At 71.4% G+C, this 23710-nt stretch carries 27 protein-coding genes and 2 pseudogenes; 17 read left to right on the forward strand and 12 right to left on the reverse strand.

Going from position 1 to position 23710, the window contains the following annotated elements; genetic code table 11:
* Positions 1-284 precede the first annotated feature (284 nt).
* Both AB0G74_RS14235 and AB0G74_RS14240 read right to left on the reverse strand, forming a co-directional pair.
* The gene (locus AB0G74_RS14235) at positions 285-965 is read right to left on the reverse strand and encodes a response regulator transcription factor (RefSeq protein WP_358823127.1); all 681 of its coding nucleotides are present in this window, start codon (positions 963-965) and stop codon (positions 285-287) included.
* Positions 962-2236, reverse strand: coding sequence for an ATP-binding protein (locus tag AB0G74_RS14240; protein WP_361145043.1), 1275 nt, complete (start codon positions 2234-2236; stop codon positions 962-964). The genes AB0G74_RS14235 and AB0G74_RS14240 overlap by 4 nt, the downstream gene beginning before the upstream one ends.
* 219 nt (positions 2237-2455) lie before the next feature.
* Between AB0G74_RS14240 and phoU the strand changes: the two genes are divergently transcribed.
* Together phoU and AB0G74_RS14250 are read left to right on the forward strand one after the other, a co-directional pair.
* Positions 2456-3181, forward strand: a complete 726-nt coding sequence (gene phoU / locus AB0G74_RS14245; RefSeq protein ID WP_361145046.1) for a phosphate signaling complex protein PhoU — start codon at positions 2456-2458, stop codon at positions 3179-3181.
* A 173-nt stretch (positions 3182-3354) separates the two neighbouring features.
* Positions 3355-3516, forward strand: coding sequence for a hypothetical protein (locus tag AB0G74_RS14250; protein ID WP_361145049.1), 162 nt, complete (start codon positions 3355-3357; stop codon positions 3514-3516).
* Positions 3517-3589: 73 nt separating this feature from the next.
* Here the strand turns inward: AB0G74_RS14250 and AB0G74_RS14255 are convergent, their stop codons facing one another.
* Complete coding sequence (locus tag AB0G74_RS14255; RefSeq protein WP_361145052.1) at positions 3590-4960, reverse strand: MFS transporter; 1371 nt, start codon at positions 4958-4960, stop codon at positions 3590-3592.
* Between the two features lie 148 nt (positions 4961-5108).
* On the opposite strand from AB0G74_RS14255, the gene AB0G74_RS14260 reads away from it, so the two are divergent.
* A complete protein-coding gene (locus AB0G74_RS14260) occupies positions 5109-5870 on the forward strand; it encodes a phosphoglyceromutase (RefSeq protein WP_361145055.1) in 762 nt (253 codons plus the stop codon).
* Positions 5871-6357: 487 nt separating this feature from the next.
* Here AB0G74_RS14260 and AB0G74_RS14265 read toward each other — a convergent pair whose 3' ends face one another.
* A complete protein-coding gene (locus AB0G74_RS14265; protein WP_361145058.1) occupies positions 6358-7593 on the reverse strand; it encodes a helix-turn-helix transcriptional regulator in 1236 nt (411 codons plus the stop codon).
* The gene (locus tag AB0G74_RS14270; protein ID WP_361145061.1) at positions 7574-7888 is read right to left on the reverse strand and encodes an antibiotic biosynthesis monooxygenase; all 315 of its coding nucleotides are present in this window, start codon (positions 7886-7888) and stop codon (positions 7574-7576) included. Before AB0G74_RS14270 ends, AB0G74_RS14265 begins: the two co-directional genes overlap by 20 nt.
* 215 nt (positions 7889-8103) lie before the next feature.
* Here AB0G74_RS14270 and AB0G74_RS14275 point away from each other — a divergent pair, with 215 nt between their 5' ends.
* From AB0G74_RS14275 to AB0G74_RS14285, 3 genes are read left to right on the forward strand one after another with little or no spacing between them, the layout of a single operon-like run.
* Positions 8104-8502, forward strand: a complete 399-nt coding sequence (locus AB0G74_RS14275) for an ATP-binding protein (RefSeq protein WP_361145064.1) — start codon at positions 8104-8106, stop codon at positions 8500-8502.
* Positions 8496-8852 (forward strand): hypothetical protein, encoded by a 357-nt coding sequence (locus tag AB0G74_RS14280; protein ID WP_361145066.1) that lies wholly within the window; start codon positions 8496-8498, stop codon positions 8850-8852. The genes AB0G74_RS14275 and AB0G74_RS14280 overlap by 7 nt, the downstream gene beginning before the upstream one ends.
* A complete protein-coding gene (locus AB0G74_RS14285; protein WP_361145069.1) occupies positions 8849-9166 on the forward strand; it encodes a hypothetical protein in 318 nt (105 codons plus the stop codon). The genes AB0G74_RS14280 and AB0G74_RS14285 overlap by 4 nt, the downstream gene beginning before the upstream one ends.
* Before the next feature lie 45 nt (positions 9167-9211).
* Here the strand turns inward: AB0G74_RS14285 and AB0G74_RS14290 are convergent, their stop codons facing one another.
* Complete coding sequence (locus AB0G74_RS14290; RefSeq protein WP_361145072.1) at positions 9212-9478, reverse strand: hypothetical protein; 267 nt, start codon at positions 9476-9478, stop codon at positions 9212-9214.
* Between the two features lie 80 nt (positions 9479-9558).
* Here AB0G74_RS14290 and AB0G74_RS14295 point away from each other — a divergent pair, with 80 nt between their 5' ends.
* Positions 9559-9822, forward strand: coding sequence for a hypothetical protein (locus AB0G74_RS14295; protein ID WP_361145074.1), 264 nt, complete (start codon positions 9559-9561; stop codon positions 9820-9822).
* Positions 9823-9850: 28 nt separating this feature from the next.
* On the opposite strand, the gene AB0G74_RS14300 is transcribed toward AB0G74_RS14295, so the two are convergent.
* Positions 9851-10399 carry a hypothetical protein gene (locus tag AB0G74_RS14300; RefSeq protein WP_361145077.1) on the reverse strand — a complete coding sequence of 183 codons (549 nt, stop codon included), beginning with the start codon at positions 10397-10399 and terminating at the stop codon, positions 9851-9853.
* 190 nt (positions 10400-10589) lie between these two features.
* Between AB0G74_RS14300 and AB0G74_RS14305 the strand changes: the two are divergent.
* Positions 10590-10937 (forward strand): annotated as a pseudogene (locus AB0G74_RS14305) (hypothetical protein); the annotation flags it as partial.
* Between the two features lie 274 nt (positions 10938-11211).
* On the opposite strand, the gene AB0G74_RS14310 reads toward AB0G74_RS14305, so the two are convergent.
* Positions 11212-11733: a YbjN domain-containing protein gene (locus AB0G74_RS14310; RefSeq protein ID WP_361145080.1), complete on the reverse strand. Its 522-nt coding sequence runs from the start codon at positions 11731-11733 to the stop codon at positions 11212-11214.
* Entirely contained in the window at positions 11726-13105 is a 1380-nt protein-coding gene (gene mshA / locus AB0G74_RS14315) for a D-inositol-3-phosphate glycosyltransferase (protein WP_361145083.1), read from the reverse strand. The genes AB0G74_RS14310 and mshA overlap by 8 nt, the downstream gene beginning before the upstream one ends.
* A 395-nt stretch (positions 13106-13500) precedes the next feature.
* Here mshA and AB0G74_RS14320 point away from each other — a divergent pair, with 395 nt between their 5' ends.
* From AB0G74_RS14320 to AB0G74_RS14330, 3 genes are all read left to right on the forward strand, one after another.
* Positions 13501-14310 (forward strand): class I SAM-dependent methyltransferase, encoded by an 810-nt coding sequence (locus AB0G74_RS14320; protein ID WP_361145086.1) that lies wholly within the window; start codon positions 13501-13503, stop codon positions 14308-14310.
* Positions 14311-14721: 411 nt separating this feature from the next.
* The gene (locus tag AB0G74_RS14325; protein WP_361145089.1) at positions 14722-15864 is read left to right on the forward strand and encodes an NlpC/P60 family protein; all 1143 of its coding nucleotides are present in this window, start codon (positions 14722-14724) and stop codon (positions 15862-15864) included.
* 416 nt (positions 15865-16280) lie between these two features.
* The gene (locus AB0G74_RS14330; RefSeq protein WP_361145091.1) at positions 16281-17684 is read left to right on the forward strand and encodes a PP2C family protein-serine/threonine phosphatase; all 1404 of its coding nucleotides are present in this window, start codon (positions 16281-16283) and stop codon (positions 17682-17684) included.
* Between the two features lie 106 nt (positions 17685-17790).
* Here the strand turns inward: AB0G74_RS14330 and AB0G74_RS14335 are convergent, their stop codons facing one another.
* The 3 genes from AB0G74_RS14335 to AB0G74_RS14345 form a co-directional block, all read right to left on the reverse strand.
* Positions 17791-18135, reverse strand: a complete 345-nt coding sequence (locus tag AB0G74_RS14335) for a DUF2516 family protein (RefSeq protein ID WP_361145094.1) — start codon at positions 18133-18135, stop codon at positions 17791-17793.
* A gap of 123 nt (positions 18136-18258) precedes the next feature.
* Positions 18259-19002, reverse strand: coding sequence for a hypothetical protein (locus AB0G74_RS14340; protein WP_361145097.1), 744 nt, complete (start codon positions 19000-19002; stop codon positions 18259-18261).
* 33 nt (positions 19003-19035) lie between these two features.
* Entirely contained in the window at positions 19036-19590 is a 555-nt protein-coding gene (locus tag AB0G74_RS14345) for a helix-turn-helix transcriptional regulator (RefSeq protein WP_361145100.1), read from the reverse strand.
* Positions 19591-19939: 349 nt separating this feature from the next.
* Between AB0G74_RS14345 and AB0G74_RS14350 the strand changes: the two genes are divergently transcribed.
* The 6 genes and pseudogenes from AB0G74_RS14350 (at position 19940) to AB0G74_RS14375 (ending at position 23636) form a co-directional block, all read left to right on the forward strand.
* Positions 19940-20170, forward strand: a complete 231-nt coding sequence (locus AB0G74_RS14350) for a hypothetical protein (protein WP_361145103.1) — start codon at positions 19940-19942, stop codon at positions 20168-20170.
* 155 nt (positions 20171-20325) lie between these two features.
* Complete coding sequence (locus AB0G74_RS14355) at positions 20326-20604, forward strand: DUF6228 family protein (RefSeq protein ID WP_361145106.1); 279 nt, start codon at positions 20326-20328, stop codon at positions 20602-20604.
* A complete protein-coding gene (locus tag AB0G74_RS14360) occupies positions 20601-21074 on the forward strand; it encodes a hypothetical protein (RefSeq protein WP_361145109.1) in 474 nt (157 codons plus the stop codon). Before AB0G74_RS14355 ends, AB0G74_RS14360 begins: the two co-directional genes overlap by 4 nt.
* A gap of 126 nt (positions 21075-21200) precedes the next feature.
* Positions 21201-22118, forward strand: coding sequence for an alpha/beta hydrolase (locus AB0G74_RS14365; protein WP_361145112.1), 918 nt, complete (start codon positions 21201-21203; stop codon positions 22116-22118).
* A 92-nt stretch (positions 22119-22210) separates the two neighbouring features.
* Positions 22211-23319, forward strand: a pseudogene (locus AB0G74_RS14370) (MerR family transcriptional regulator).
* Positions 23316-23636: a hypothetical protein gene (locus tag AB0G74_RS14375; protein WP_361145115.1), complete on the forward strand. Its 321-nt coding sequence runs from the start codon at positions 23316-23318 to the stop codon at positions 23634-23636. The pseudogene AB0G74_RS14370 and the gene AB0G74_RS14375 overlap by 4 nt, the downstream one beginning before the upstream one ends.
* Positions 23637-23710: the final 74 nt, after the last annotated feature.

Genomic DNA, 23710 nt, shown 5'->3' on the forward strand with positions numbered 1-23710 from the left:
ACCTCGGAGGGCACCGGCACACGCCGATGGGCAGCCGAGAACCCGACGAACGCTGTCGACACGCTGACAGCGGGGGGCGCCCTTCGCGTACCCGGCGGACGGCCGGGGTCGGCGGCTCCCGTTCGGGTCCGGGGGCGCGGCGAGCGCCGGAGCCCGTACGGACTCGTACGCCACCGGTCCCGGACCCGTACGGACCATTCCGCCCGCGCCGCCCGTCCGGCCCGTTCAGCCGGTACGGGCCGTTCAGCCGGTACGGGCCGTTCAGCCGGTACGGGCCGGACGGCCTACGGCTCGAACTTGTAGCCGAGGCCGCGGACCGTCACCAGATACCTGGGCGCGCCCGGGTCGGGTTCGATCTTGGCGCGCAGCCGCTTGACGTGGACGTCGAGGGTCTTGGTGTCACCGACGTAGTCCGCGCCCCAGACCCGGTCGATCAGCTGCATCCGGGTGAGGACCCGGCCCGCGTTCCGCAGCAGCATCTCCAGCAGGTCGAACTCCTTCAGCGGGAGGTCGATCTTGCCGCCGGAGACGGTGACGACATGCCGGTCGACGTCCATCCGGACGGGACCGGCCTCCAGGGCCGCCGGGGCGACCTCCTCCGGTTCGCCGCGGCGGCGCAGCACGGCGCGGATCCGGGCGACCAGTTCGCGTGAGGAGAACGGCTTGGTGACGTAGTCGTCGGCGCCTATCTCCAGGCCGACGACCTTGTCGATCTCGCTGTCCTTCGCGGTCACCATGATGACCGGGACGTTGGAGCGGCCGCGCAGCTGCCGGCAGACCTCGGTACCGGGGAGTCCGGGCAGCATCAGATCGAGGAGGACGAGATCGGCGCCGTTGCGCTCGAACTCGTCGAGTCCTTCGGGTCCCGTGGACGCTACGGCGACCTCGAACCCCTCTTTGCGGAGCATGTAGGAGAGCGCGTCACTGAACGACTCCTCGTCCTCGACGACAAGCACTCGGGTCACGGAAGGACCTCCGGGGCAGGGATCTCGGTATGTGGATCGGTGGGGGGATGGGGCCGGTCGGCTCTGTGGGCGCGATCCGGTTCCGGTGGGAATGCGGATTCGGTACGGGCCCGTCCGGATACGGATCCCGCTTCCGGGAGTCGCAGGGTGAAGGTGGAACCCTGGCCCTCGGAGCTCCAGACCGTGACCTCCCCGCCGTGCGAGGCGGCCACGTGCTTGACGATAGCCAGCCCGAGGCCGGTGCCTCCGGTGGCGCGGGAGCGGGCGGGGTCGACGCGGTAGAACCGTTCGAAGACCCGCTCGCGGTCCTTCTCGGAGATGCCGATGCCCTGGTCGGTCACGGCGATCTCGATCAGGTTGCCGCCCGGTGCCGGGACACGGCGCGCCGAGATGCCGACGCGGGTCCTGGCCGGGGAGTAGTTGACGGCGTTCTCGACCAGGTTGCCGAGGGCGGCGGCGAGCTGGCCCCGGTGTCCCCAGATGTAGAGGTCGTCGGTGCCGCCGGAGACCATGGTGATGTTCTTGGCGGACGCCGGCTGACGGGACCGGTCTATCGCCTCGGCGACCACCTTGTCGACCCTGACGGGCTCGGCGCCGTCCAGCGGGTCGTCGTTCTGGACCCGGGAGAGGTCGATCAGTTCCTGGACGAGGCTGGTCAGCCGGGCGGCCTCGATCTGCATCCGCCCGGCGAACCGGGAGACCGCCTCCGGGTCGTCCGAGGCGTCCATGACGGCCTCGGCGAGCAGGGAGAGCGCGCCGACGGGGGTCTTCAGCTCATGGCTCACATTGGCGACGAAGTCCCGGCGTACGGCTTCGATCCGGCGGGCCTCGGTGAGGTCCTCGACCAGCAGCAGGACGAGCCGGGAGCCGAGGGGCGCGACCCGGGCGGAGACGGCCAGCGCCTCGCCCCGGCCGGTGCCCCGGCGCGGCAGATCCAGCTCGACCTGGCGGATCTCGCCGTCGCGGCGGGTGTCGCGGGCCATCTTCAGCATCGCTTCGACGGTCAGCTTCCCGCCGCGTACCAGCCCGAGGGCGTACGCCGCCGAGCTGGCCTTGACGACGGAGTCGCTTTCGTCCAGTACGACGGCGGAGGAGCGCAGCACGGAGAGTACGGTGTCGACACCGGGCGGCAGTATCGCGTCGGTGTGCAGCGACGACCGGGTGGGCCGGCGCTGTTCCCGCTCGCTCCAGCGGAACGCCAGCACGGCGAAGACGCCGGTCAGAAGACCGGCGATCGCCGCCGCTGCGGCGACCGCCGCGTTCACGTCCATGCCTCAAGGTTAGGCATGGTCATCGCGTCGGTCCCGGTCGTGGACGTTCCGCACGGGACTCGTCGCCCAGAGTTCACCGGGGGGACGGGGCCGGTTCACCTGTGCGGATGGGCGGCGTCGACTGGGGCGCCGACCGTGGGAGCGTAGGGCCCGAACCCGAGGCCCTGCCCGGATCCCGGTCACCGCGACCGGAGCACGGTCACCGAGAGAGGGAGCTCCATGCGGGACGCGTACCACGAGGAACTGGACTCGATCAGCGAGAGTCTGGTGGAGATGGCCCGGCTGGTCGGGTCGGCCATAGGGCGCGCCACGACGGCGATGCTCGACGCGGATCTGAAGCTGGCCGAGAGTGTGATCGCCGCCGATCAGAAGGTCGACGATCTCCAGCACGATCTGGAGGGGCGGGCCATCGCCCTGCTGGCGCGGCAGCAGCCGGTCGCCACGGATCTGCGGATCGTGGTGACGTCGCTGCGGATGAGCGCCGACCTGGAGCGCTCGGGCGACCTGGCGCAGCATGTGGCGAAGCTGGCCCGGCTGCGGTTCCCGGAGTCGCCGGTTCCGCGCGACCTCCAGGCGACGATTCTGGAGATGGGCCAGCTGGCGCAGCGGCTGATGGCGAAGGCCGCCGAGGTCATCATTACCAAGGACGTCGATCTGGCGCTCCAGCTGGAGACCGACGACGACGAGATGGATCTGCTGCACCGGACGCTGTTCCAGCATCTGATGGACGACCGGTGGAAGCACGGCATCGAGACGGCGGTGGACGTCACACTGCTGGGCCGGTACTACGAGCGGTTCGCGGACCACGCGGTGTCGGTGGCGAAGCGGGTGGTGTACCTGGTGACGGGGGAGCACGCGGACGAGCTCCAGCCGGACACCATGGCCGGGGTGGACCCGGCGGACCCGGTGGACACGATCGACCCGCAGGGGCCGGTGGAGCCGTAGGGACGCGGGTGAGGGGCGGGACTCGGGGACTCCGCGGTCCGGCCTCCCGGGGCCGGTTCCGTGCCCCTGCGCGCGGTTGACGCGCCTGTCGGGGCGGGCATCAAGATGGGGAGAGGCGGAAAGGCGTGCGCGCCGGGGGCGGGCGCGCCTCCGCATCCCTTGAGGAGGAGTCCATGGCCGAGTCCCCCACTCCGGACCCCCGGCGGGAACCACCCGCCGACGGGTCCCGCGACGCGATCCGACTTCCGCTGCTGGGCGCCTGCGGCTGCGGCTCGGGCTGCGGCTGCGGCTGCCAGTCGGGGTCGCCGTGCCAGTGCGGCGGCTGCTGCGGCTGAGGTCCGGCCGCCACGGATGTGAGTACGGGGGAGGGCCCGCCGGTCGTCATGACCGGCGGGCCCTCCCCCGTACTCAGTCGGCGGTCTCCCGGGCGGTCTCCCGGGCGTGGGCGCGGCCGTGGGCCGGGCGCGGCTCGGGCTCCCCGGCCGCCGGTTCGGTGACGGGGACGAGGCCCGGGGTCTCCACCAGGCCGGGGATCTTCGCGGTGCCCTCGGCGACGGGCCCGGCGTCCTCCCCCGCCCCGAGACGGCGCATCAGCACCCAGTACCCGGCGGCGGCGACGGTACCGAGGGCGGCACACATGGCCCAGAGCCATTCGGCGCCGTAGCGGTCGATGACCAGCCCGGCCATCAGGGGCGCGACGAGGGTGGCGACGGACCAGGTCATGTTGTGGACGCCCTGGTAGCGGCCGCGCCCGTGGAGCGGGGAGAGCCGGACGACGAGCCCCGCCTGGGTGGGGGCGCTGATCATCTCGCCGAGGGTCCAGACGGCGACGGTGAGGGCGTAGAAGGCCATGGAGCCCGCGAAGGCGGTGAGCCCGTAGCCGTACCCCGCGAGCAGGGCGGAGGCGATCAGCAGCGGGCGGGGGTCGCGGTGCTCGATGAAGCGGGTGACCGGGATCTGGAGGGCCACGATCAGTACCCCGTTGAAGGCCATGACCAGGCCGAACTGCGACGAGGAGAATCCGTCGTCGCCCATCGCGAGGGGCAGTCCGACATAGCCCTGGGTGAAGATCAGCGCCAGCAGGAACCAGAGGCCGACGAGGCTCATGAACTTCCCGTCGCGGGCGACGGACCACATGCTCACGGAGGTCTCGGCCGGGTCGGCGCCCTTGCCGCCGGGCTGCTCGGGCCGGGACTCGGGCAGCTTGACGAAGACGATGATCGCGCAGGCCAGGGTCATCACGGCCTCGCCCAGGAAGCCGATCAGATAGCTGTACTCGGCGATGAACCCGGCGGCGGTCGCGGAGACGGCGAAGCCGAGATTGATGGCCCAGTAGTTGAGGGAGTAGGCGCGGACCCGGTCCTCCGGGGGCACGATATCGGCCATCATCGCCTGGACGGCGGGCCGGGACGCGGTCGTCACCACCCCGACGAGCGCGGCGACGGCGGCGATGGCGGCCGGATGCTGGACGAAGCCGAGCACACCGACGGCGACGGCGGACGCCAGCTGGGTGACCAGCAGGGTGGGCCGCCGGCCGAGCCGGTCGGCCATGATCCCGCCGCCGATCGCGCCGACGACGCCGCCGAATCCGTAGAGGGAGACGACGAACCCGGCGAAGGAGGCGGAGTGCCCCTGCTCGGCGGTGAGGTAGAGCACGAGGAAGGTGGCGACGAAGCCGCCGAGCCGGTTGACCAGGGTGCTGGTCCAGAGCCACCAGAACTGCGGGGGCATCCCCGCCACACTCTCCCGTACGGCGCGCCGTACCCCCGCCCAGACCATGCGACGTCCCCCCGACTCCCGCTCGATGTAAGTGTCTCTATCTGCTTCCGCACATTACACACACTGTGGTGGGGACACCAGACGTTTGACGGCCGTCGTCAACCGTCCCGGAGGTGGGCCGGGGAAGGGTTCCATTAGGCTCGTACGCATGGCCGACGCACCGTACAAGCTGATCCTCCTCCGCCACGGCGAGAGCGAATGGAACGCGAAGAACCTGTTCACCGGCTGGGTGGACGTCAACCTCACCGAGAAGGGCGAGAAGGAGGCGGTCCGCGGCGGTGAGCTGCTGAAGGACGCCGGGCTGCTGCCCGACGTACTCCACACGTCCCTCCAGAAGCGGGCGATCCGCACCGCCCAGCTCTCCCTGGAGTCCGCCGACCGGCACTGGATCCCGGTCCACCGCTCCTGGCGCCTCAACGAGCGCCACTACGGCGCCCTCCAGGGCAAGGACAAGGCCCAGACGCTCGCCGAGTTCGGCGAGGAGCAGTTCATGCTCTGGCGCCGCTCCTACGACACCCCGCCGCCCCCCATCGAGGACGGCTCCGAGTACTCCCAGAGCGCCGACCCCCGCTACGCGGACATCCCGCCGGAGCTGCGCCCCCGCACCGAGTGCCTGAAGGACGTCGGCGTCCGGATGCTGCCGTACTGGTACGACGGCATCGTCCCGGACCTCCTCGCGGGCCGCACGGTCCTGGTCGCCGCCCACGGCAACTCCCTGCGCGCCTTGGTCAAGCACCTCGACGGCGTCTCCGACGAGGCCATCGCGGGCCTGAACATCCCCACCGGCATCCCCCTCTACTACGAGCTGGACGCCGCCTTCAAGCCGCTCACCCCCGGCGGTACGTACCTCGACCCGGACGCGGCGGCAGCGGCGATCGAGGCCGTGAAGAACCAGGGCAAGAAGAAGTAACGCCTTTCCAAGTCTCTTCGACCGAGCCCCCTGCCTGCACCTTTCCGCAGGCAGGGGGCTCGGTGCTTAGCCGGAGCCCGCCCCGGGGCCGCCAGGGGGGATCACACCCTGGGCGGAGGGCCTGAGGATCTCGATCGAATCCGGGCGGCACCACACGCGCGAGAGCCGTCGGCAGACCGGTCGCGGCAGCCCTTTCAGCGGGCTGAACAGCAGTCAGTGCGGAACGCCGACCCGGCGGCGGCACGCCTCCGATGTCCGCAGTGGCCGCACGCGTCCCCGACCCACAGGGGCCTGATACGGACGGTGTAGCGGGGGTGGCGGTTCAGTGTCACGGCGATCACTCCTCTCAGAGGCGGGATCCACGTCATACGCGAAACGGCAATCGCACCCCCTGTCCCCGGCCGGGACACCGACCTACCGGTCGGTCACAAGGGGAGCCTGCCGACACCCTCCACGGTAACTCGCACACGAAGTACTGTCTAGTACTTCAGGTACCAGTCCGCACTTCTTGTACGCCCAACTCCCTTGCGAGCTCACGAAGCTGATCGGACGGCAGGGGGCTCATCGCCAGCAGGTCGGAGACGAGCTGCTTGACCGTGGGCTTGGCGCGGAACATCTCGGGCAACAGTTCGCGGGCCCTGACCAGGGAGTCGACCGCCTGGTCGATCTGACGACGCTGGGCGTGTGCCTTGGCGAGGTCGATGCCGAAACGGGCCTGGCGCTCCGAGGACAGCCCGGAGGCGTCCACGTCCTCCGCCGCCCGCAAGGCGATTCCGGCATCCCCCAGGTCGACGGCGACGGCGACTTCGTGGAGTGCGACGTTGGTGGGCCCGAACTCCGTGTTGTAGTCGTTGCGTCCGTCGCCGACCCGCGCGGCCAGCTCCTTCGCCAGGCGGAGGTAGGCGTAGGCGTCGTCCGCGTGGTTCAACCGGCCGGCGGCCACGGCGCGCTGAAGGGTGAGAGCCCCTCGCATCGCGACGGCTCCGGGCTCGCCGCCTTCGGCCAGCGGCGCGAGCGCGTCCGCGGCACTTCCCGATACACGGGCGGCCTGCTCGTAATGACGTGCCCCGAGGAAGACGATCGAGAGCCGGAACTCACCGGCCGCCATCAGCAGGGGATCCCCTGCCCGCTCGGCCGCGACCACGGCACGGTCCACCGCGATCCACGCGGCCTCCGGCTCGCCCGAGTTCGCCAGCGCCGCACTGCACGTGTGGTACATCGCGGCGAGCAGCCGGAACAGCCCGGGACGCTCTTCTTCGGCGCCTCCGCGGGTAGCCGACTCCAGGCGCGGGACCAGGTCCTCCAAGAGGTCGGCCAGATCGGCGTAGTTACCTTCATGTGTCAGGGACCAGGCCCGATCGACATCGGCCCGCAGTGCGGGGATGTCCGGCGGTGCGGACTGCCCGAGAATCGCCTTGAGCGAGTGGGCCGAGCTGAGTACAAGCCGCAGCCGACTCGCCCCCGGGGGCTCGCCTTCGGCGACGGATGCCACGATCGGCGCCTCCGCCGCCAACTCGGCTACGGGCATATCGAGGACTTCGGCGACCTTCTCCAGGACCGTCATCCGGTCGACACGGCGAACGCCGCGCTCCACCTGGGAGACCCAGGCTTCCGACCGGTCCAGCAGACCGGCGAACTCCTTCTGTGACAGCCCCCGTCGCTTGCGGTTGAAGGCGATCTTCCGCCCGAGGGACTTCTCGTACTCAGCGCTCAACGTCCACACCCTTGCCCGAAACGAAGTCCAGGCGATCCACCTGGGTCGAGGAGAGGTACCGCTCCCGCTCTTCGAGGAACTCCCTTACGTAGCCCTGCGACTCATGCGCCTCGAAGGCGGCGGCGTCGCGGTAGAGCTCGTAGAAGATCCGCTCCAACGGCCGCCCGTCAACGCGATGCACGGCGTAGATCACCGTTCCAGGTTCGTTCGCACGAATGTGCTCTCCGGTCCGCGCCACCAGCTCGTCGAACGCGGCAGCGGCAGCCTCGTCCTTGCACGTGAACCGCACCATCAGCCCGAACATCCGGGTCCCCTTCTCCTCGGCGAAACGGCCAGGCACCGACCTACGGCGAACGCTATGCGGCATCCATCCGCACGAAAAGTTCGATCCCGCACTTCAAGTGCCCGCACAGCAAGTACGGTGCTAGTACTAATTCTACGGCTCATGAGGGTTCGCGTCAGCCGATGGCCGCAGAGCCGTACGAACCAGCAGGTCACCAGGGATGGAGGACACGCACCGTGCCGACTTATCAACGCCTCTTCACCGGGCAGCCCCAAGAGGTCAGCCGCGCCCGCCACTGGACCCGGGTCGCCCTCGGCCCCCATCCGTGCATGGACGAAGCACTGCTGGTCGTCACCGAACTCGGCACCAACGCCATCGCCCACAGCCGTGACGGTCGCGGAAGTTTCCACCTGACCGTCACCTACACGGAGACCACCGCGACCATCACGGTCACCGACTCCGGCGGTACCGGTAGCCGCCCCCGCGTCACACACGCGGACGAAGACTCCCTCGGCGGCCGGGGCCTGGCCCTGGTCAGCGCCTACGCGGCCGAGATCCGTATCAGCGGCGACCACCACGGCTACACAGTCACGGCCGAACTCCGCGCCGAGGCCGCGGGGGTGGGGGCATGCTGACCATGTCGCGGATGCCTCGGCTGGAGCTTCGACTGGTTTTCTGGTGCCGGGCGATCGCCTACACCCCCTGCACCAACCGAACGTTCCGACTCGGCTCACACCCTGCCGCGACCCCACGCCTCGCGGTCCGCTGGCTCCACATGAGGGCCGACCACATCGCCGAGCAACTCGACCTACAGGCAGCCACCGCGGTCCGCCACTGGCTCACCAACCGAGCCGAACAGGAGAACGCCTTAAGCCTCCTGGCAAGGGGCGAGCCGTACAGCCGCGCCATCCAAGACGACGGAATCCGCTACCTTCTGTCCGCATTCCCCATCAGCCGTACCGCGCGCCGCCAACAGGCCCCGTGACTATCCCCACCGCCTGCGACGGCGACGGCCGGTCCGACGAGCGCCCCCTCCGCCCGGAGGTCGAGCAGGGCTATCAGGACGACTTCCGCGCGTCTATGAACGCGGTCGTCCGCTTCTGTCGCGATGTGGTCAACGAGCACAGCCACCACGGCAACTGGTCTCCCCGAGGCGACAGCCCGACCCATGACGAACTGATCGCCCAAGCGCGCCGCGACATCCTCTCCCGGCTCCACCTCGTCCTGACCTGCGCCGAGGCAGTCGCCACCGAGATCGAACGCGACCGCCAACGCCCACACCGCCGCCGGCCGGAGTGAGTTGCAGCTCTCTCCACTACTTCAAGGCGCCTCGCGGGTCTCTGATCAGAAAGGCCGAGGAATCCCGTGCGCTGCCAGCGCTTCGGTATAGCGCTGAAGCCTGGCGTCCAGTTCGTCCAGCAGCAGGGCCGCCGTCTCCCGGGCCTCGGCCAGGTCGCCCGTGGCGCACAGGTCGGCCAGTTCGGCGACGTCCGACCGGATCGTGCTGAGGGTGTCGCCCTGGATCAGGACCCCGGGGAACCGCCGTCCGGGAAGGCGGACCACCGCGTCGTTGCCGCCGTCGGTGAACAGTTCGGCTGCCACGCGTTCCATCGGTGCCTCGCCTCGGTCTCATGGGGTCATGGGTCATGGCCATCGGCCGACGCGTGTCGGCCGGTGGCTAGGTTGAGATCATGAAAGATGACGAGGCAATCACCATCAAGCTCACGCGTGATCAGGCGTTCGTGCTGTCGGACTGGCTCTATGAGGTGATGTTCCGATCCGACGCGCTTCAGGAGATCGTGTCCGACCGGGCCGTCTGGTCGCCGGTCTACGCGATCTCGGGGACGTTGGACAAGTCGTTGAGCGAGCTGTTCCAACCGGACTACGCCGAGCGCCTCGAAGCGGCGCGGGCGCGCCTTCGCGCGGAGATGTACGGGGACGACGAGGAGGGCTGAGGGGCGTTCTCCGAGGGGGCGGGGGTTTCTAGCGGCGTACCGGTGGCGTGTGCCGGTCGGCTCGGGCGCGGTTGAGGAGCCACACCAGCCCGGCGACCAGGAGCGCCACCCCCAGCGCGTAGACCGGGAGCCAGCGGGTCGTGGTGAAGGCGAGGCAGTCCGCGACCGCCTCGTGGGATGCCTTTTGGACCGCGAAGGACAGGGACTCGGGGTTCGTGGGGAGGGACGCCCGGGTGCGGAGGGCGGCGTACGTGCCCAGGGACGGGCAGTCCGCGCGGGTCGCAGGCATGGGGAAGAGCCACGACCAGCGCTGTATCGCGGGGGCCAGGGCCAGGGCCGCGCTCAGGCCGATGATCAGGGCGTAGGCCGTCAGATCGCGGGCGTAGGCGGGGGTGTCGCCGGGGGTCGGGGCCGGGCGCGGGTAGAAGCAGACGATCAGGGCGATCAGCGTCAGGCCGATGTACGTGGAGAACCACTCCCACGAGCCTTGCGCGAAGGCCGCCGCCAGGACCGCCGCGAGGGCGAGGCCGACGACGGCCGGTTCGCCCGGGGACGCCGGTCGGGCGGGGTGGGGCATGGTCCGCTCCTGAGTGGGACGGGTGGAAGGGTTCTCAGGATGCGCGGGTGCATCTCGCGGCCGGTGCGCCATGCCGGGGCGGGGCGGGAAACTCCGCCGGTCGGCGGGGAGGAGAGGGGAAACCCTGTGGTGGGAGGAGCGGCGGGGCGATAGCGTCCCTGGTCACCGACCGCGACCGGAGAGCCGAGCCATGACGACCGTACGACCCACCACCACCCTCTGGCGGCCCACCGGGCCCGAGGAGCTGGCGTTGGTGGCGGGGCTGGAGTGGCGTGCGTGGCCGCCGAGGCTGCCCGAGCAGCCGATCTTCTATCCCGTGCTGAACGAGGAGTACGCGATCGCCATCGCGCGGGACTGGAACGTCAAGCACTCCGGCTCCGGGTTCGTCACCCGGTTCGAGGTCGACTCGGAGTTCCTGCGCCGGTATCCCGTACAGCAGGCCGGTGGGCGGACCATTCTCGAACTGTGGGTACCCGCCGAGGAGCTGGACGAGTTCAACACGCACATCGTGGGGCGGATCGAGGTCGTGCACGAGTTCCACCGGGACCCCGGTGCCGCGCGGGACGCGCGGATCGCCGCCGTGGTGGAGCTGGCGCGGCCCGGGTGGGAGGCGGCCCGGGACACCGACGCCCTCCAGGCGTTCCTCAAGGAGAACGGCTGTCATGGCGCGGAGGCCACCCGGGTGACCATGGCCCTGCTGGGGTGCGGGCTCCGGGAGGCTTCCGAGGCGTACTTCCGGGCGCCGTGCCGACAGGACGACGCCGCCTTCCACAACGGGGTGATCGACGCGCTGGAGGAGGCCGCCGACGAGGTCAGTCCTTCGCCGGGGTCTCGCCCGTGAGGTGGGTGAAGGCCGCCAGGTTGCGGGTCGACTCGCCGCGCGAGACCCGCCAGGCGTACTCCTTGCGGATCGCGCTCGCGTAGCCCAGCTCCAGCAGGGTGTTGAACGCGCCGTCCGAGGCTTCCAGGACCGCCCCCAGCAGCCGGTCGAGTTCGCCGGGGGTGATGACGGTGAGCGGGAGGCGGCCGGTGAGGTAGATGTCGCCGAGGTGGTCGATGGCGTACGAGACCCCGTACAGCTTGAGGTTCCGCTCCAGCAGCCAGCGGTGGACCGCCGCGTCGTTCTCGTCCGGGTGACGGATGACGAACGCGTTGACGGAGAGGGAGTGCGCGCCGATCCGCAGGGCGACGTTCGTCGTCAGTTTGCGGCTGCCGGGGAGGCTGACCACATACGAACCCGGCTCCGGGCTCTCCCACTCCGCGCCCGTCTCGCGCAGGGACCTTTCAAGGGTCTCGGCGGGGGACTCCGATGCGGATACGCCGTCGTCAGACATGGTGCGAGCGTACCCGGCGGCGGTGTTCCTGCATGGCGGCGGTGTAGACCTCGGCCGTGGCCGCCGCCGCCGCGTCCCAGCCGAAGGACTCCGCGTGCCGGGCCGCAGCCGTGCCCATCCGGTCCGCCAGCGCCGGATCGTCCAGCAGCCGGCGGAGCGCGTCGGCGTAGTGGGCCGGGTCGTGGCCGTCGACGAGGATGCCCGTACGGCCGTCGCGGACGGCGACGGGCAGTCCGCCGACCGCCGCCGCGACCACCGGTGTGCCGGTGGCCTGGGCCTCGATCGCCACCAGGCCGAAGGATTCGCTGTACGAGGGCATCACCAGCACGCTCGCGGCCCGGAACCAGTCCGCGAGCCGGTCCTGGCCGACCGGCGGATGGAAGTGGACGACATCGGCGGTGCCGAGCCGGGCGGCCAGCTTCTGGAGGCCCTCGGGTTTGGCGAGGCCGCTGCCGCTGGGGCCGCCGACGATCGGGACGTACAGCCGGGAGCGGAGGGACGGGTCGCGGTCCAGCAGGACGGCGACGGCGCGGAGAAGGACGTCGGGGGCCTTGAGGGGCTGTATTCGTCCGGCGAAGAGGGGGACGAAGGCGTCCCGGGGGATGCCGAGCCGGTCCCGGGCCCGGTCGCGGGACGTACTCCCGGACGCGGTCGGGATGAGGCCGGGCGCCGGCGCCGGGACCGGGCGGAACCGGTCGAGGTTGACGCCGGGGTGGACCACGGCGACCTTCGCCGGATCGGCGTCGTAGAAGCGGATCAGTTCGTCCGCCTCCTCCGCCGTGTTGGCGATCAGCCGGTCGGCGGCGGTCACGATCTGCGTCTCGCCGATGACCCGGGAGGACGGTTCGGGGGTGTCGCCATCGGCCAGTGCCGCGTTCTTGACCTTGGCCATGGTGTGCATGGCGTGGACGAGGGGGACGCCCCACCGTTCGGCGGCCAGCCAGCCGACATGGCCGGAGAGCCAGTAGTGGGAGTGGACCAGGTCGTAGTGGCCGGGGCGGTGGCGGGCCCAGGCCCGCATCACACCGTGGGTGAAGGCGCAGAGCTGGCCGGGCAGCTCCTCTTTTGCCAGGCCCTCGTACGGACCGGCGTCCACATGCCGGACCAGGACCCCGGGGGCCAGTTCGACCGTGCCGGGCAGACCGCCCGCGGTGGACCGGGTGAAGATCTCCACCTCGATGTTGATGGCGGCGAGCCGCTTCGCCAGCTCCACTATGTAGACGTTCATCCCGCCCGCGTCGCCCGTGCCGGGCTGGTGGAGGGGTGAGGTGTGGACGCTGAGCATCGCGATCCGGCGCGGCTTGCGGTGCGCCCCGGGGAATCTGAGCCGGGGGGCCAGACCGGTGGAGATGCGGGAGACGTACTGGCTCACGCGAAGGCCCTCCTCGTTCCGGACACGGCAAATCGGCGGCAGCTCTCGGACTTCCGCCACCGCACAACAGCGGAGGGCATCCTTCCATTTCCTATCGTCCAGCACTTTGCCAAATCGTGACCGGACGGGCACGCGGGGTACGGGCACAAGCACGGCCGGAAGCACGTAAAGAGGCAGGTAAAGGGGCACAGACGGGGGCAAGGGGGCGGGTGGGCCGGGGCGCGGGTCCCGGCCGTACGGGGGCACGGGTTCAAGCCGTCCGGGGCACGGGTTCGGGCCGCCCGGGGCGCGGGTTCGGGCCGCCCGGGGGCGCCCTACCGGGGCCGTCGGGGGCGTCCGGCGGGGGCCGCCGGGCGTTGCGTACCGCCGGTCCCGGCGCGGCATACCCTCGGTGCATGAGCTCCCGCCCCGTCGGTACCGCCACCCGCGGGACGACCAACCCGAACCGGCTGCGCCGGATGGACCGCTGGATCGCGGCCGTCCACGGCCGCGCGCTGCGGGCGAGCGGGCGGCCGCTCGCCGTGGACCTCGGGTACGGCGCCGCTCCGTGGACCACCCTCGAACTGGCCCGGCGGCTGCGCGCCGAGGCCGACCCCCGGTGCGAGGTGGTCGGGATCGAGATCGATCCGGAGCGGGTGCTGGCGGCGCGGCCGTACGAGGAGCCGGGGCTGACCTTCCGGTACGGGGGCTTCGAGGTCCCTGTGGACGTACCGCCGACGCTGATCCGGGCCGCGAACGTACTGCGGCAGTACGACGAGGAGGAGGTGGCGGCCGTCTGGGCCCGGCTGTGCGGGCGGCTGGCGCCGGACGGGCTGCTGGTCGAGGGGACGTGCGACGAGATCGGGCGGCGGCACGTATGGGTGGCGCTGGGTCCCGAAGGGCCGCGTACGGTCACTTTCGCGACCCGGCTCGGCTCCCTCGACCGCCCCTCCGACCTGGCGGAACGACTGCCGAAGGCGCTGATCCACCGCAATGTGCCGGGTGAGCCGGTGCACTCCTTCCTACGGGATTTCGACCAGGCGTGGGCGGCGGCGGCGCCGTACGCGTCGCTCGGCGCGCGGCAGCGGTGGATCGCGGCGGTGGGGGCGCTGGCGGCGGACTGGCCGGTCGGGGACGACCGGAGGCGGTGGCGGCAGGGGGAGGTCACGGTGGCATGGGAGGCGCTGGCGCCGCGCGGAGGGCAGAGGGAGCACGCCGGGGAGTGAAGGGGGCGGCCGTTCACCCGTTCGAATGACGTGCGGGTGGGCGGGAACCCTGGCGGGCGGCGATGCGTATGGAAGGTGACAGGGAATCGCTTCGCGGTGGTACGGCGGCGGAGAAGGGGGTTCGGAGGGGGTTCGCGGTTTGACGGGCCGTCGGTTCCGGGGTGTTTTTGGGGAGTGTTCTCGGGGGTCTCTGCCGAGGGTCTTTCCGGGAGTCCCTCCCGGGGGCGCGGGCGGCCTCATGAGCGGCGGTTCTCCGTGGCGGGTCCCCTGTCCGTTCCGGTGCGGGCGTGGCGCCGTCACGGCAGCGCCGGAATGTCACTGACGGCAATTCAGGACCGATACGGATGTCTGATGTCGTACGCGCGACGAGGCGTACGGGCTCATGCGGGAGCAGGAGCAGGAGGGGGAATCGTGACGCGACGACTCTGGGCCGCGGCGGCGGCCGTGCTGGTCAGCGCGCTGACGCTGTCGGCGGCCTCAACCGCGACGGCTTTCGCGGCACCGGGCGAGCCGACTCCCCCGGTGGCCCCGGCGGCCCCCGGCTCGGTCGGCGGGGCGACCGGCGGCCCGCCGGGTATCGGCACGGGCGCGGGGACGGGGACGGGCGCGGGCACCGGCGGCAAGACCCTGGAGCAGATCAGGGTCGAGATAGAGGACCTCTATCACCAGGCCGTGTCCGCGACCGACGCGTACAACCTGGCGGAGGAACGGGGCGAGCGGCAGTCCGCGGAGATAGCCGAGCTCGGGAAGGACGCCGCGCGGGCCCAGGAGCGGATCGACGATCTGCGGGCGGCGGCCGGGGCTGCGGCCCGGTTCCAGTACCGGACGGGCGGAATGCCGCCCCAGGCCCGGTTCCTGCTGGCGAACGACCCCCAGACCTTCCTCGACGAGGGGAACCGGCTGCTCCAGGGCCAGAAGGCGACCAAGGACCTGCTCGGCAATCTGGAGCAGGCCAGGACCGAGCTGGACGTGTACGCGACGAACGCGAGTACGCAGTGGAAGCGGCTGGAGACCGAGCGGCTCCGGATGGCCGACGCGAAGAAGCGGATCGCCGCGAAGATCGCCGAGGCCAGGAAGATCGAGGACCGGCTGGCCGAGAAGGAGAAGGCCAGGCTGCTGGAGCTGGAGAAGCAGGCGGCCGACCGGGCCCAGAGCGACTGGCTGCGGTCCGGGGCGCTCCAGCGGGTCGAGGGGACGATCACGGTCGAAGGCGGCCGGGCCGTGGAGTTCGCCCTCGACCAGGTCGGGCTGCCGTACGAGTGGGGCGCCGAGGGCCCGGGGTCGTACGACTGCTCGGGGCTGACGTCCAAGGCGTGGGCGGCGGCCGGGGTGCCGATACCGAGGACGTCCCAGGAGCAGTGGCGTCAGCTGAAGCGGATCGACATCGGGGAGATGCGCCCCGGTGACCTGATCATCTACCACGACGACGCCAGCCATGTCGGGATGTACATAGGCGACGGCAAGATCGTTCACGCCCCGCGCCCCGGCCGGACCGTCACCGTCGCGGGCGCCGGTGCCAACAAGATCCTGGGCGTGGTCCGCCCGGGGGCGTAACGGGACGCGGCGGGGGCGCGGCGGGTACGTGACACCGGCGCGGCGGGACCGGCGCCCGCGCGGGCGCGGTCGGTACGGGGTGGGGCGGGTGGCGCCGCAAGGGGCGCGCAGGGCTGAAGGGAGCCGATGGCGTGGGGGCGCATCGGGACAGGTGCGGATGGAAGGGGCGTACGGGGCGCGCAAACCCTGTCCGGCGGGGCTGGTGGGGCGCGTGGGGCGTGTCACTCGCGGCGGGGCGTATCGCGTGATGTATCTCATGGGGGCGGGGTCAAGTTGCGGTACCCGGCGGGAAGATGGCCCCTGTCCTCCCCGTAACGGCATTCCGCTGTACCGCGCGCTACCGCTATGGTCCCCGTCGGCGGACCGTCGATCGTCGGCCCGCCGCGCCCTCGGGGGAGGGAAAGGAAACCGGACCCATGCCCGTACCAGTACCGCGACAGAGGAACTCCTCCGTCACGGAGAACAGTGCGCCCGTGCCGACGCGGTCGCCCGCCGACGGCGATCCGCACGGCACCGGTGACCCCGGCCCGGCGGACACCGGGAGCGCCGTGGCCGCCGTGGAAGCCCCGGACGCCTTGGACGCCTCGGACTGCGGGGCCGTGCCCGGTGCCGTGAGCGGCGCCGAGCCGACCCAGCTCACCCTGCTGGTCATCGAGGACGACCCCACGGGCACGTTCTCCGTACCCGAGCTGACGGAGTCGGGCGGCGGCACGGCGACCCGGGTACGGATCCGGACCGCGCGGAACCTCACCGAGGCGGAGCGACTGCTCACGGACGACGTGCACTGCGTACTGCTCGACCTGGCGCTCTCCGGCGGCGGGACCGGCGGGGGCGGGGCGGCCGCCGCGGACGGGCTCGGCCCGCTCCGGCACGTACTGAGGATCGCGCCCCGGCACGCCGTACTCGCCCTGACCACCTCCGGGGACGGCGAGCGCGCGGCGGCGGCGGTCCGGCTGGGGGCGCAGGACCATCTCTTCCGGGACGAGCTGGACGGCCGGCTGCTGAGCCGTACGGTCCGGTACGCGGTCGAGCGCAAGCGCGCCGACACCGCCCAGATGAAGCTCGCCGAGTCCCGGCTGCGGGCCCAGGAGAACGCCCGGCTGGAGCGGGGGCTGCTGCCCACTCCCCTGCTGGAGGGCTCGGAGCTGCGGTTCGCCTCCCGCTATCGGCCCGGCCGCTCCCGCGCGCTGCTCGGCGGGGACTTCTACGACACGGTCCGCACCCCCGACGGCACCGTCCACGCCATGATCGGCGACGTCTGCGGCCACGGCCCGGACGAGGCGGCGCTCGGGGTGGAGCTGCGGATAGCCTGGCGGGCCCTGACCTTCGCGGGCCTGTGCGGGGACGAGCTGCTGTCGACGCTCCAGCGGGTGCTGGAGCACGAACGGGAGAGCGACGAGATCTTCGCGACGCTCTGCGCGATCGATATCGCCCCCGACGGCCGCCGGGCCGGGATCTGTCTCGCGGGCCATCCGTCACCGCTGGTCATCCGGGGCGGCCGGGCGGCCCAGCTGCTGCCGCCCGAGGACGGCGGACCGGCGCTCGGACTGCTGCCCCGGGCCCGCTGGCCGCGCCACCAGATCACCCTGGGCGGGGCCTGGTCGCTGCTGCTGTACACGGACGGGCTGATCGAGGGCCGGACCGGACCCGGCGAGCGGACCCGGCTGGGCCAGGAGGGTCTCCAGTCCATGATCACGCGGCAGCTCGCGGCGGGCCACGAGGGCGAGGATCTGCTGGAGACGGCGGTCGAGGAGGCCCGGGCGCTGAACGGCGGGGAGCTGACGGACGACCTGGCCGTCCTGCTGCTGAGCCGGGGCTGAGGCCCCTCTCCGGGGCCGGAACCGGGAAACGGCGAGGGCCCGGGCGAACCCGGGCCCTGTACGCGCGTACGCGTGGGTGCTTCTCGGTACGGAACCGCCCCGAGGGTTATCGGCCGCCGTTGTACGGGCCGTACGGACCGTCGCTGCTGGATCCGCCGCCGCGCCGCCGTCCTCCGCCGCTGACCTGCTGGACCGCGGGCCGGACGTCGACGAAGAAGACGATCGTGGCGACCAGCCCGATCAGCTTCAGGAAGAGCATGGACGGGAGCAGCAGATTCACCAGTACCGTGACGCCCAGGATGATCAGCCAGAACGGCTTGGTCTTCTTGTCGGCGGCGCGAAAGGCGTCCTCACGCGTCATCGCGGCCATCACCAGGGCGACCACGGCGGTGCCCAGAAAGACCCAGTAGAGAAAGAACCACAGGGTCAGGTCGAAGTTCGCGCGCAGCATGCGTGGCACCGCCTAGGGGATCGATGAATGTAGTGCCCTCCCGACAACCGTACCCGGCGGGGGCGGCGAGCGGACCGGACGCCTGAAAGGTGCCCGGTCCGTGTTCTCGTACACCCGTTTGAGTCACTCCGCGGGCGGCGGGGTCTTCTTTCCGGCCGTCTTACGGGCGGCGGGGGCCCGGCGCGGGGCCGGGGTCTTCTTCGCGGCGGCGCCCTTGGGGCGCTCGGTCTTCCCGGCCTCGGCGGCGCCCTCGGCACCGGCGGCCGTACCCGGCTCGGCCTTCGGGGAGCGGGGCCGCGGCCGGGTGGCGGCGGGCCGGGTCCCGGCGGCTCCGGCCCTCGGGCGCCGCTTCGGCGCGGGGGTGGCGGGCGTGGGCTCCGGCTCGACGGCGACCGCGATCTCGGTGATCTCCTCGGCGGCCTCGCCGCGCCACGACCGTACGGTCTGCTCACCGTGCTCGGCGACGCGCTCGTACGTCTCCCGGGCCTTGACGGCGTACTCGGCGGCGACGCCGACCCCGCGCAGGGCCAGGTCCTGCGCGTTCTCGCCGAACTTCCGCAACTCGTCATCGAAGCTGCCGAAGCCGCCGATGACCTCGTTGACCTTCGCCGAAACGGTGGCCTGGGCCTCCTTGGCCTGGCCGGAGACCCGGTCCTGGACGGCCTTGGGGTCGGTGTTGCGCAGCTCGTTCAGATCGTTGCGGATCCCCTCGATCCGCTCCGGCGCCTCGGCGGCCAGCTGCTCCAGCAGGGCAGGCACCTTCCGGGCCTGCTGCACGGCGAGATCGGCGGTACCGGCGGCGAAGTAGAGGGGGGTGGGGTCGCTGAGGTTCTTGCGCAGTTCACGCAGGTCGTCGGTGATGGCCATGGGTGGTCCTCCCGGAACGCGGGGCTGACGATTTCAGGCGGCTCCGTCGGAGCCCGGAGGCGTATCGGCGGCGCGACCAGCGCGCTGCCGTCCGCCCCGGCGGCTCCCGTCCGCTTCGGCTTCGGCGGGCTTCTCCAGCGGGTCCCGGTCACCCCGGGCCCCCGGCCGGTCCTCCACGACGTCCGCGCCCGTCGAGGCGTCCGTCGCTGCGGGGTCGGCGGCATCAGGACCGTCCGCGACCTCGAACCCGTTCTCCTTGCGGAAGGACTCGTAGATCTGGAGCAGAACGGCCTTCTGCCGCTCATTTATGGAGGGGTCGGCGATGATCACCGCCCGGGTCTCCAGCTCCTCCCGGTCCCGCTCGTCGAGGATCCCGGCCCGCACGTACAGCGTCTCGGCGGAGATCCGCAGCGCCTTGGCGACCTGCTGCAGCACCTCCGCGCTCGGCTTGCGCAGCCCTCGCTCGATCTGGCTCAGATACGGATTCGACACCCCGGCGGCATCGGCGAGCTGCCGCAGGGACAGCTGCGCACTGCGCCGCTGCTCGCGGAGGTACTCGCCGAGATTGCCGACATTGAGTGATGCCATGGTTCGATCGTGCCCCAGCCTTGCTAACTATTGCAAGCAGATGCTTGCAAAAGTGCGCTACGCAACACGGGGCCGGATTGCGACTTCACGCGGCAGATGTCATCTTTCAGCGATTCTCGTCACTAGTGCTCCCGCGCATGTCCCGGGAGTGGAACGTCGGAGAGCCCGGATGACTGGTCAGAGCGCGAAGATCGCATCGCCCTGCGAGTGCGGCAGCATGGCGGTGCGGCAGGTGAACCAGTTCATCCTTCACGATGAGTTGTGGTGGGATTCGGAGCTCTCATGCGGGTCCTGTGGCAGCTACCTGTGCGAACACTCTGGTCCGGGTCCAGCACCTGAGGAGGTTCGGGTGGCTCTCCTGGCCGCGCATGATCCCGTCAGGCTGCGGCTGGTCGGTCCGGTTCCCAGTCTCGTCCTAGCTCTGAAGGTCTTTCGGGAGGACACGGCAGCCTCGTTGTCACGGGCTCGTGAACTGGTCGGGGAACTGAGCCGTGACGGTCTGGTGGGAACGTTGCCGGAGATGGAGTTCCTGAAGGCCCGGCTGCAGATGCGGGGAGTTCCCGTCGACGTCGATCGATAGCGGTCCTGGGGGACTGGACGGACTGCGGATCTCCGAACCACGCGGGTTCGCGGACCCACCATGGAGCGCGCTCGTACGGTCTCCGAAGCCGCTCGCCTCTCCACCGACGGCGAATCCGAATGACGTCGAACAGCTGCTGGCCTAGCGTTCCGCCCATGACCACAGCAGACGTCCGCACCGACGATGAGGCCGGTGTGACCATCCGCTGCCGGGACAACGCGTCCGTCGGCGTGACGTTCCGCGACTGGTTCAGCTTCGACGCGGACTCCGTCCACTATGCCGTCGAGCTGCGGGCCCCGGGTCTGACCGCTCGCGTCAACGAGGTCGTCGCCCGGATCCGGGACGGCGATCTCGCCCCGTTCTTGGAGGCCGACGAGCAGATGACATCCCTCGCGGCCGATGTCCGGGCCTTCCTCGCCGGGGAGCACCAGTGACATCCGGCCTGCGCATCACCTGGACGTTGGCGGGTTCCGGGTGGGCCGACTGCGCCCTTGAAGATCACCGGGCGAGAGTCGAGCTCACCGCGTCCCGCGTCTCCAGCGCGCCCGAGGAGCTCCTGACCGCGGTGGCCCGGCTCGTCGCGGGCGAGCCGGAGACCCGGGCCCGGTTCGAGGCCGAGCCGACCGCCTATCGGTGGATCCTCCGCCGCGAAGGCGTGAACACCTGGATCCGCGTACTGGAACTCCGGCACGGCGGCGATCCCGACACCAAGGGAACCGAGATCTGGTCCGGTCGGCTCGGGATCGACCAGCTTGCTCGCACCGTGATCCGTTGCTTCGACGAGGTCGCGCGGACTTACGGAGAGAGCGGCTATCGAGGCAAGTGGGGCGAGCACTTCCCACGGACAGAGCTTGAAGCACTCAGACGAATCCGGCGTGCCCACCACAGCAGTGACGGCACATAGCCGCGGCAGTCCGCTGCCCGGGGTTGATCGAGGCGGAACAGGTTCCGCCCCGTGCGCCCCGAACCCCTGATTGCGGTGCCGGGCCGCGCTACCGTGCCAAGGGGAGCCGAACGAGGGGGAGGGCCCGTGCGATTGGCGTTGGATGCGTTACTGGCCGAGGTACCGGCGGAGCAGATCGACGAGGTACGGGCCTTCTACGGGGCGAGAGCGCCGGGCCGGGCGCCCGGTTCGCCGGAGGAACTAGAGGAGGCGCGGGCCGGGCTGCCGGTGCCTCCCCGCGTCGATCCGCCTGCCGTCGAGGAGACCGTCGGGGCCGGGGAAGCGGGCGTACCGGTGCGGATCTTCCTGCCGGTCGGCGGGCCGCCGCTCGGCGTTTATCTGGACATTCACGCGGGTGGGTTCTACATGGACTGCGCCGCGCGCGGAGACGTACGCAATCGGGCACTCGCGGACACCCGGCGCCTCGCCGTGGTCAGCGTCGACTACCGGCTGGCGCCCGAACACCCCTGGCCCGCCGCGCCCGACGACTGCGAGGCGGTCGCCCGCTGGCTGATCGAGGAGGCGGAGAGCCGGTTCGGGACCGGACGGCTCGCGATCGGGGGGAACTCCGCCGGAGCCAATCTGGCCCTGGTGACCCTGCTCCGGCTGAAGGACAGAGGGGTCGTGGGGCGGTTCAGCGGCGCCGCGCTCTACTTCGGCGCCTACGACCTCAGCGCGCGGACACCGGCCGGCCGCGCGATCGCGGACGAGTACTTCATCCAGGCGTACGCCGGGCACGTCGAGGACCGTACGAATCCCGGTATCTCGCCCCTCTACGGCGACCTGGCCGGGCTTCCTCCGACGCTGCTGGTCGTCGGCGGCGCGGACATCCTGCTGGAGGACAATCTGGCGCTGGCGGGCCGGTTGTCGGCGGCCGGGAACGACGTCGAGCTTCGCGTCTACCCGGAGGCGCCCCACGGCTTCATCAGCCACCCGACGGCCATGGCCGCGACGGCACTCGACGGAGTGGGCTCCTGGCTCGGGGACCGCATCGGGCCGGGCTGACGGGCCGCCCGGGAGCGGTGGTTGACCTTCACCCTTGGGGAAGCCGCAGCATCGGTGGAGCCGGGCGACGGGCCCGGTGCGAGGAGGGCGGGATGGGGCTGTTGACCATCGGGGCGTTCGCGAAGGCGTCCCGGCTGTCGCCGAAGGCGTTGCGGCTCTACGACGAGTCGGGGCTGCTGACGCCCGTACGGGTCGATCCGGTGACCGGTTACCGGTTCTACGCGCCGGAGCAGTTGGAGCAGGCCCGGCTGGTCGCCTGGTTGCGGCGGCTGGGGATGCCGCTGGCCCGGATCCGTTACGTCCGTACGTTGGACGCGGGGCGGCGGCGCTGGAGATCCGGGCGTTCTGGGCCCGGGTCGAGGCCGATACCGCGGCCCGGCGGGATCTCGCCGGCTTCCTCGTCGATCATCTGTCCCGGAAGGACTCCGCCATGGTGACGACATCCGAACCGCTGGAACTCCGTTACGCCGCCCTGTCCGACCAGGGCCTGGTGCGTGCGGGCAATCAGGACACCGCCTATGCCGGGGCCCGGCTGCTCGCGGTCGCCGACGGATACGGCGGCGGCGGGGGGCCCGCGAGCGCCGCCGCCGTCGAGGTGTTCAGGCGCCTCGAATCCGGCGACGTACCGGTGGGCGATCTGCTCAATGTCCTCGAAGACACCGTGGCGGAGGCGAAACGGGCCGTCGACGGGGTCTCCGCAGGCTCTTCGCCCCCCGACAAGACGCCCGCGGAGACGGGTGACGAGGCGGGGACCACCCTCACCGCGATGCTCTGGACCGGGTCCCGGCTGGCTCTCGTCCACATCGGCGACTCCCGTGCCTATCTGCTGCGGGACGGCGAGCTGTTCCGGATCACCCATGACCACACGGTGGTGCAGGCGATGGTCGACGAGGGGCGGCTCAGCCCGGAGGAGGCCGTCTCCCATCCTCAACGGTCGCTGCTGGCCCGGGCCTTGGGCCCCGGGGCCGACGGCACCCCCGAGCTGCGGCTGCGCGAGGTCCGGCGGGGGGACCGGTATCTGCTCTGCTCGGACGGGCTGTCCGCCGTCGCGTCGGAGGAGGAGATCCACCGGGTGCTGGCCGGGGCCGGGGAGCCCGGGCCGACCGTCCGTGAGCTGGTGGATCTCGCCAACGGCTCCGGCGGCCCCGACAACATCAGCTGTGTGGTCGCCGATGTGGTGGAGTCCCGGCGGCCGGGGTGAGCGGCGACTACGCCGTCTGGCATCTGGTCCGTTCACGGGAACTCCACCGCGCGGCCGAGGAGTACCGGCTCGCGCGGCAGGCCGGGAATTCCGGGGCCGGGGTCCGTTCCGGCTCCGGACGCCGGAGCCGGAAGGGGTGGAACGTCGGCGGGATCAGCAGGCTCGTACGGCGGCCGGAAAGCGTCGGGTCCGGAGTCGGGCCCGGCCCGGGCGGGGTGACGGCGGCGGCCGGGCCCGTACGTCCGGGCCGCCGACCGGTCGCCGTCGCCGACCCGCAGGTCATCCCCGGTACGGCGGCGGGTCGGCAGAGGTCTTGAACTCGTTCGAAACGGGTGTCGCGTGATGTTCGCCTCCTGCTAATGTCGCGCTGCTCGCGCTGAGGAGATGGCCG

Source organism: Streptomyces sp. NPDC020875 (assembly GCF_040641415.1).
Taxonomy (GTDB): domain Bacteria; phylum Actinomycetota; class Actinomycetes; order Streptomycetales; family Streptomycetaceae; genus Streptomyces.

Excerpts from the sequence above, each read along its gene's own strand:
- AB0G74_RS14290 (WP_361145072.1), bottom strand. The coding sequence starts at position 9,478 with ATGGAACGCGTGGCAGCCGAACTGTTCACCGACGGCGGCAACGACGCG.
- AB0G74_RS14345 (WP_361145100.1), bottom strand. The coding sequence starts at position 19,590 with ATGGCATCACTCAATGTCGGCAATCTCGGCGAGTACCTCCGCGAGCAG.
- phoU (WP_361145046.1), top strand. The coding sequence starts at position 2,456 with ATGCGGGACGCGTACCACGAGGAACTGGACTCGATCAGCGAGAGTCTG.
- AB0G74_RS14340 (WP_361145097.1), bottom strand. The coding sequence starts at position 19,002 with ATGGCCATCACCGACGACCTGCGTGAACTGCGCAAGAACCTCAGCGAC.
- AB0G74_RS14280 (WP_361145066.1), top strand. The coding sequence starts at position 8,496 with ATGCTGACCATGTCGCGGATGCCTCGGCTGGAGCTTCGACTGGTTTTC.
- AB0G74_RS14250 (WP_361145049.1), top strand. The coding sequence starts at position 3,355 with ATGGCCGAGTCCCCCACTCCGGACCCCCGGCGGGAACCACCCGCCGAC.
- AB0G74_RS14255 (WP_361145052.1), bottom strand. The coding sequence starts at position 4,960 with ATGGTCTGGGCGGGGGTACGGCGCGCCGTACGGGAGAGTGTGGCGGGG.
- AB0G74_RS14240 (WP_361145043.1), bottom strand. The coding sequence starts at position 2,236 with ATGGACGTGAACGCGGCGGTCGCCGCAGCGGCGGCGATCGCCGGTCTT.
- AB0G74_RS14260 (WP_361145055.1), top strand. The coding sequence starts at position 5,109 with ATGGCCGACGCACCGTACAAGCTGATCCTCCTCCGCCACGGCGAGAGC.
- AB0G74_RS14335 (WP_361145094.1), bottom strand. The coding sequence starts at position 18,135 with ATGCTGCGCGCGAACTTCGACCTGACCCTGTGGTTCTTTCTCTACTGG.
- AB0G74_RS14330 (WP_361145091.1), top strand. The coding sequence starts at position 16,281 with ATGCCCGTACCAGTACCGCGACAGAGGAACTCCTCCGTCACGGAGAAC.
- AB0G74_RS14320 (WP_361145086.1), top strand. The coding sequence starts at position 13,501 with ATGAGCTCCCGCCCCGTCGGTACCGCCACCCGCGGGACGACCAACCCG.
- AB0G74_RS14310 (WP_361145080.1), bottom strand. The coding sequence starts at position 11,733 with ATGTCTGACGACGGCGTATCCGCATCGGAGTCCCCCGCCGAGACCCTT.
- AB0G74_RS14300 (WP_361145077.1), bottom strand. The coding sequence starts at position 10,399 with ATGCCCCACCCCGCCCGACCGGCGTCCCCGGGCGAACCGGCCGTCGTC.
- AB0G74_RS14270 (WP_361145061.1), bottom strand. The coding sequence starts at position 7,888 with ATGTTCGGGCTGATGGTGCGGTTCACGTGCAAGGACGAGGCTGCCGCT.
- AB0G74_RS14355 (WP_361145106.1), top strand. The coding sequence starts at position 20,326 with ATGACCACAGCAGACGTCCGCACCGACGATGAGGCCGGTGTGACCATC.
- AB0G74_RS14295 (WP_361145074.1), top strand. The coding sequence starts at position 9,559 with ATGAAAGATGACGAGGCAATCACCATCAAGCTCACGCGTGATCAGGCG.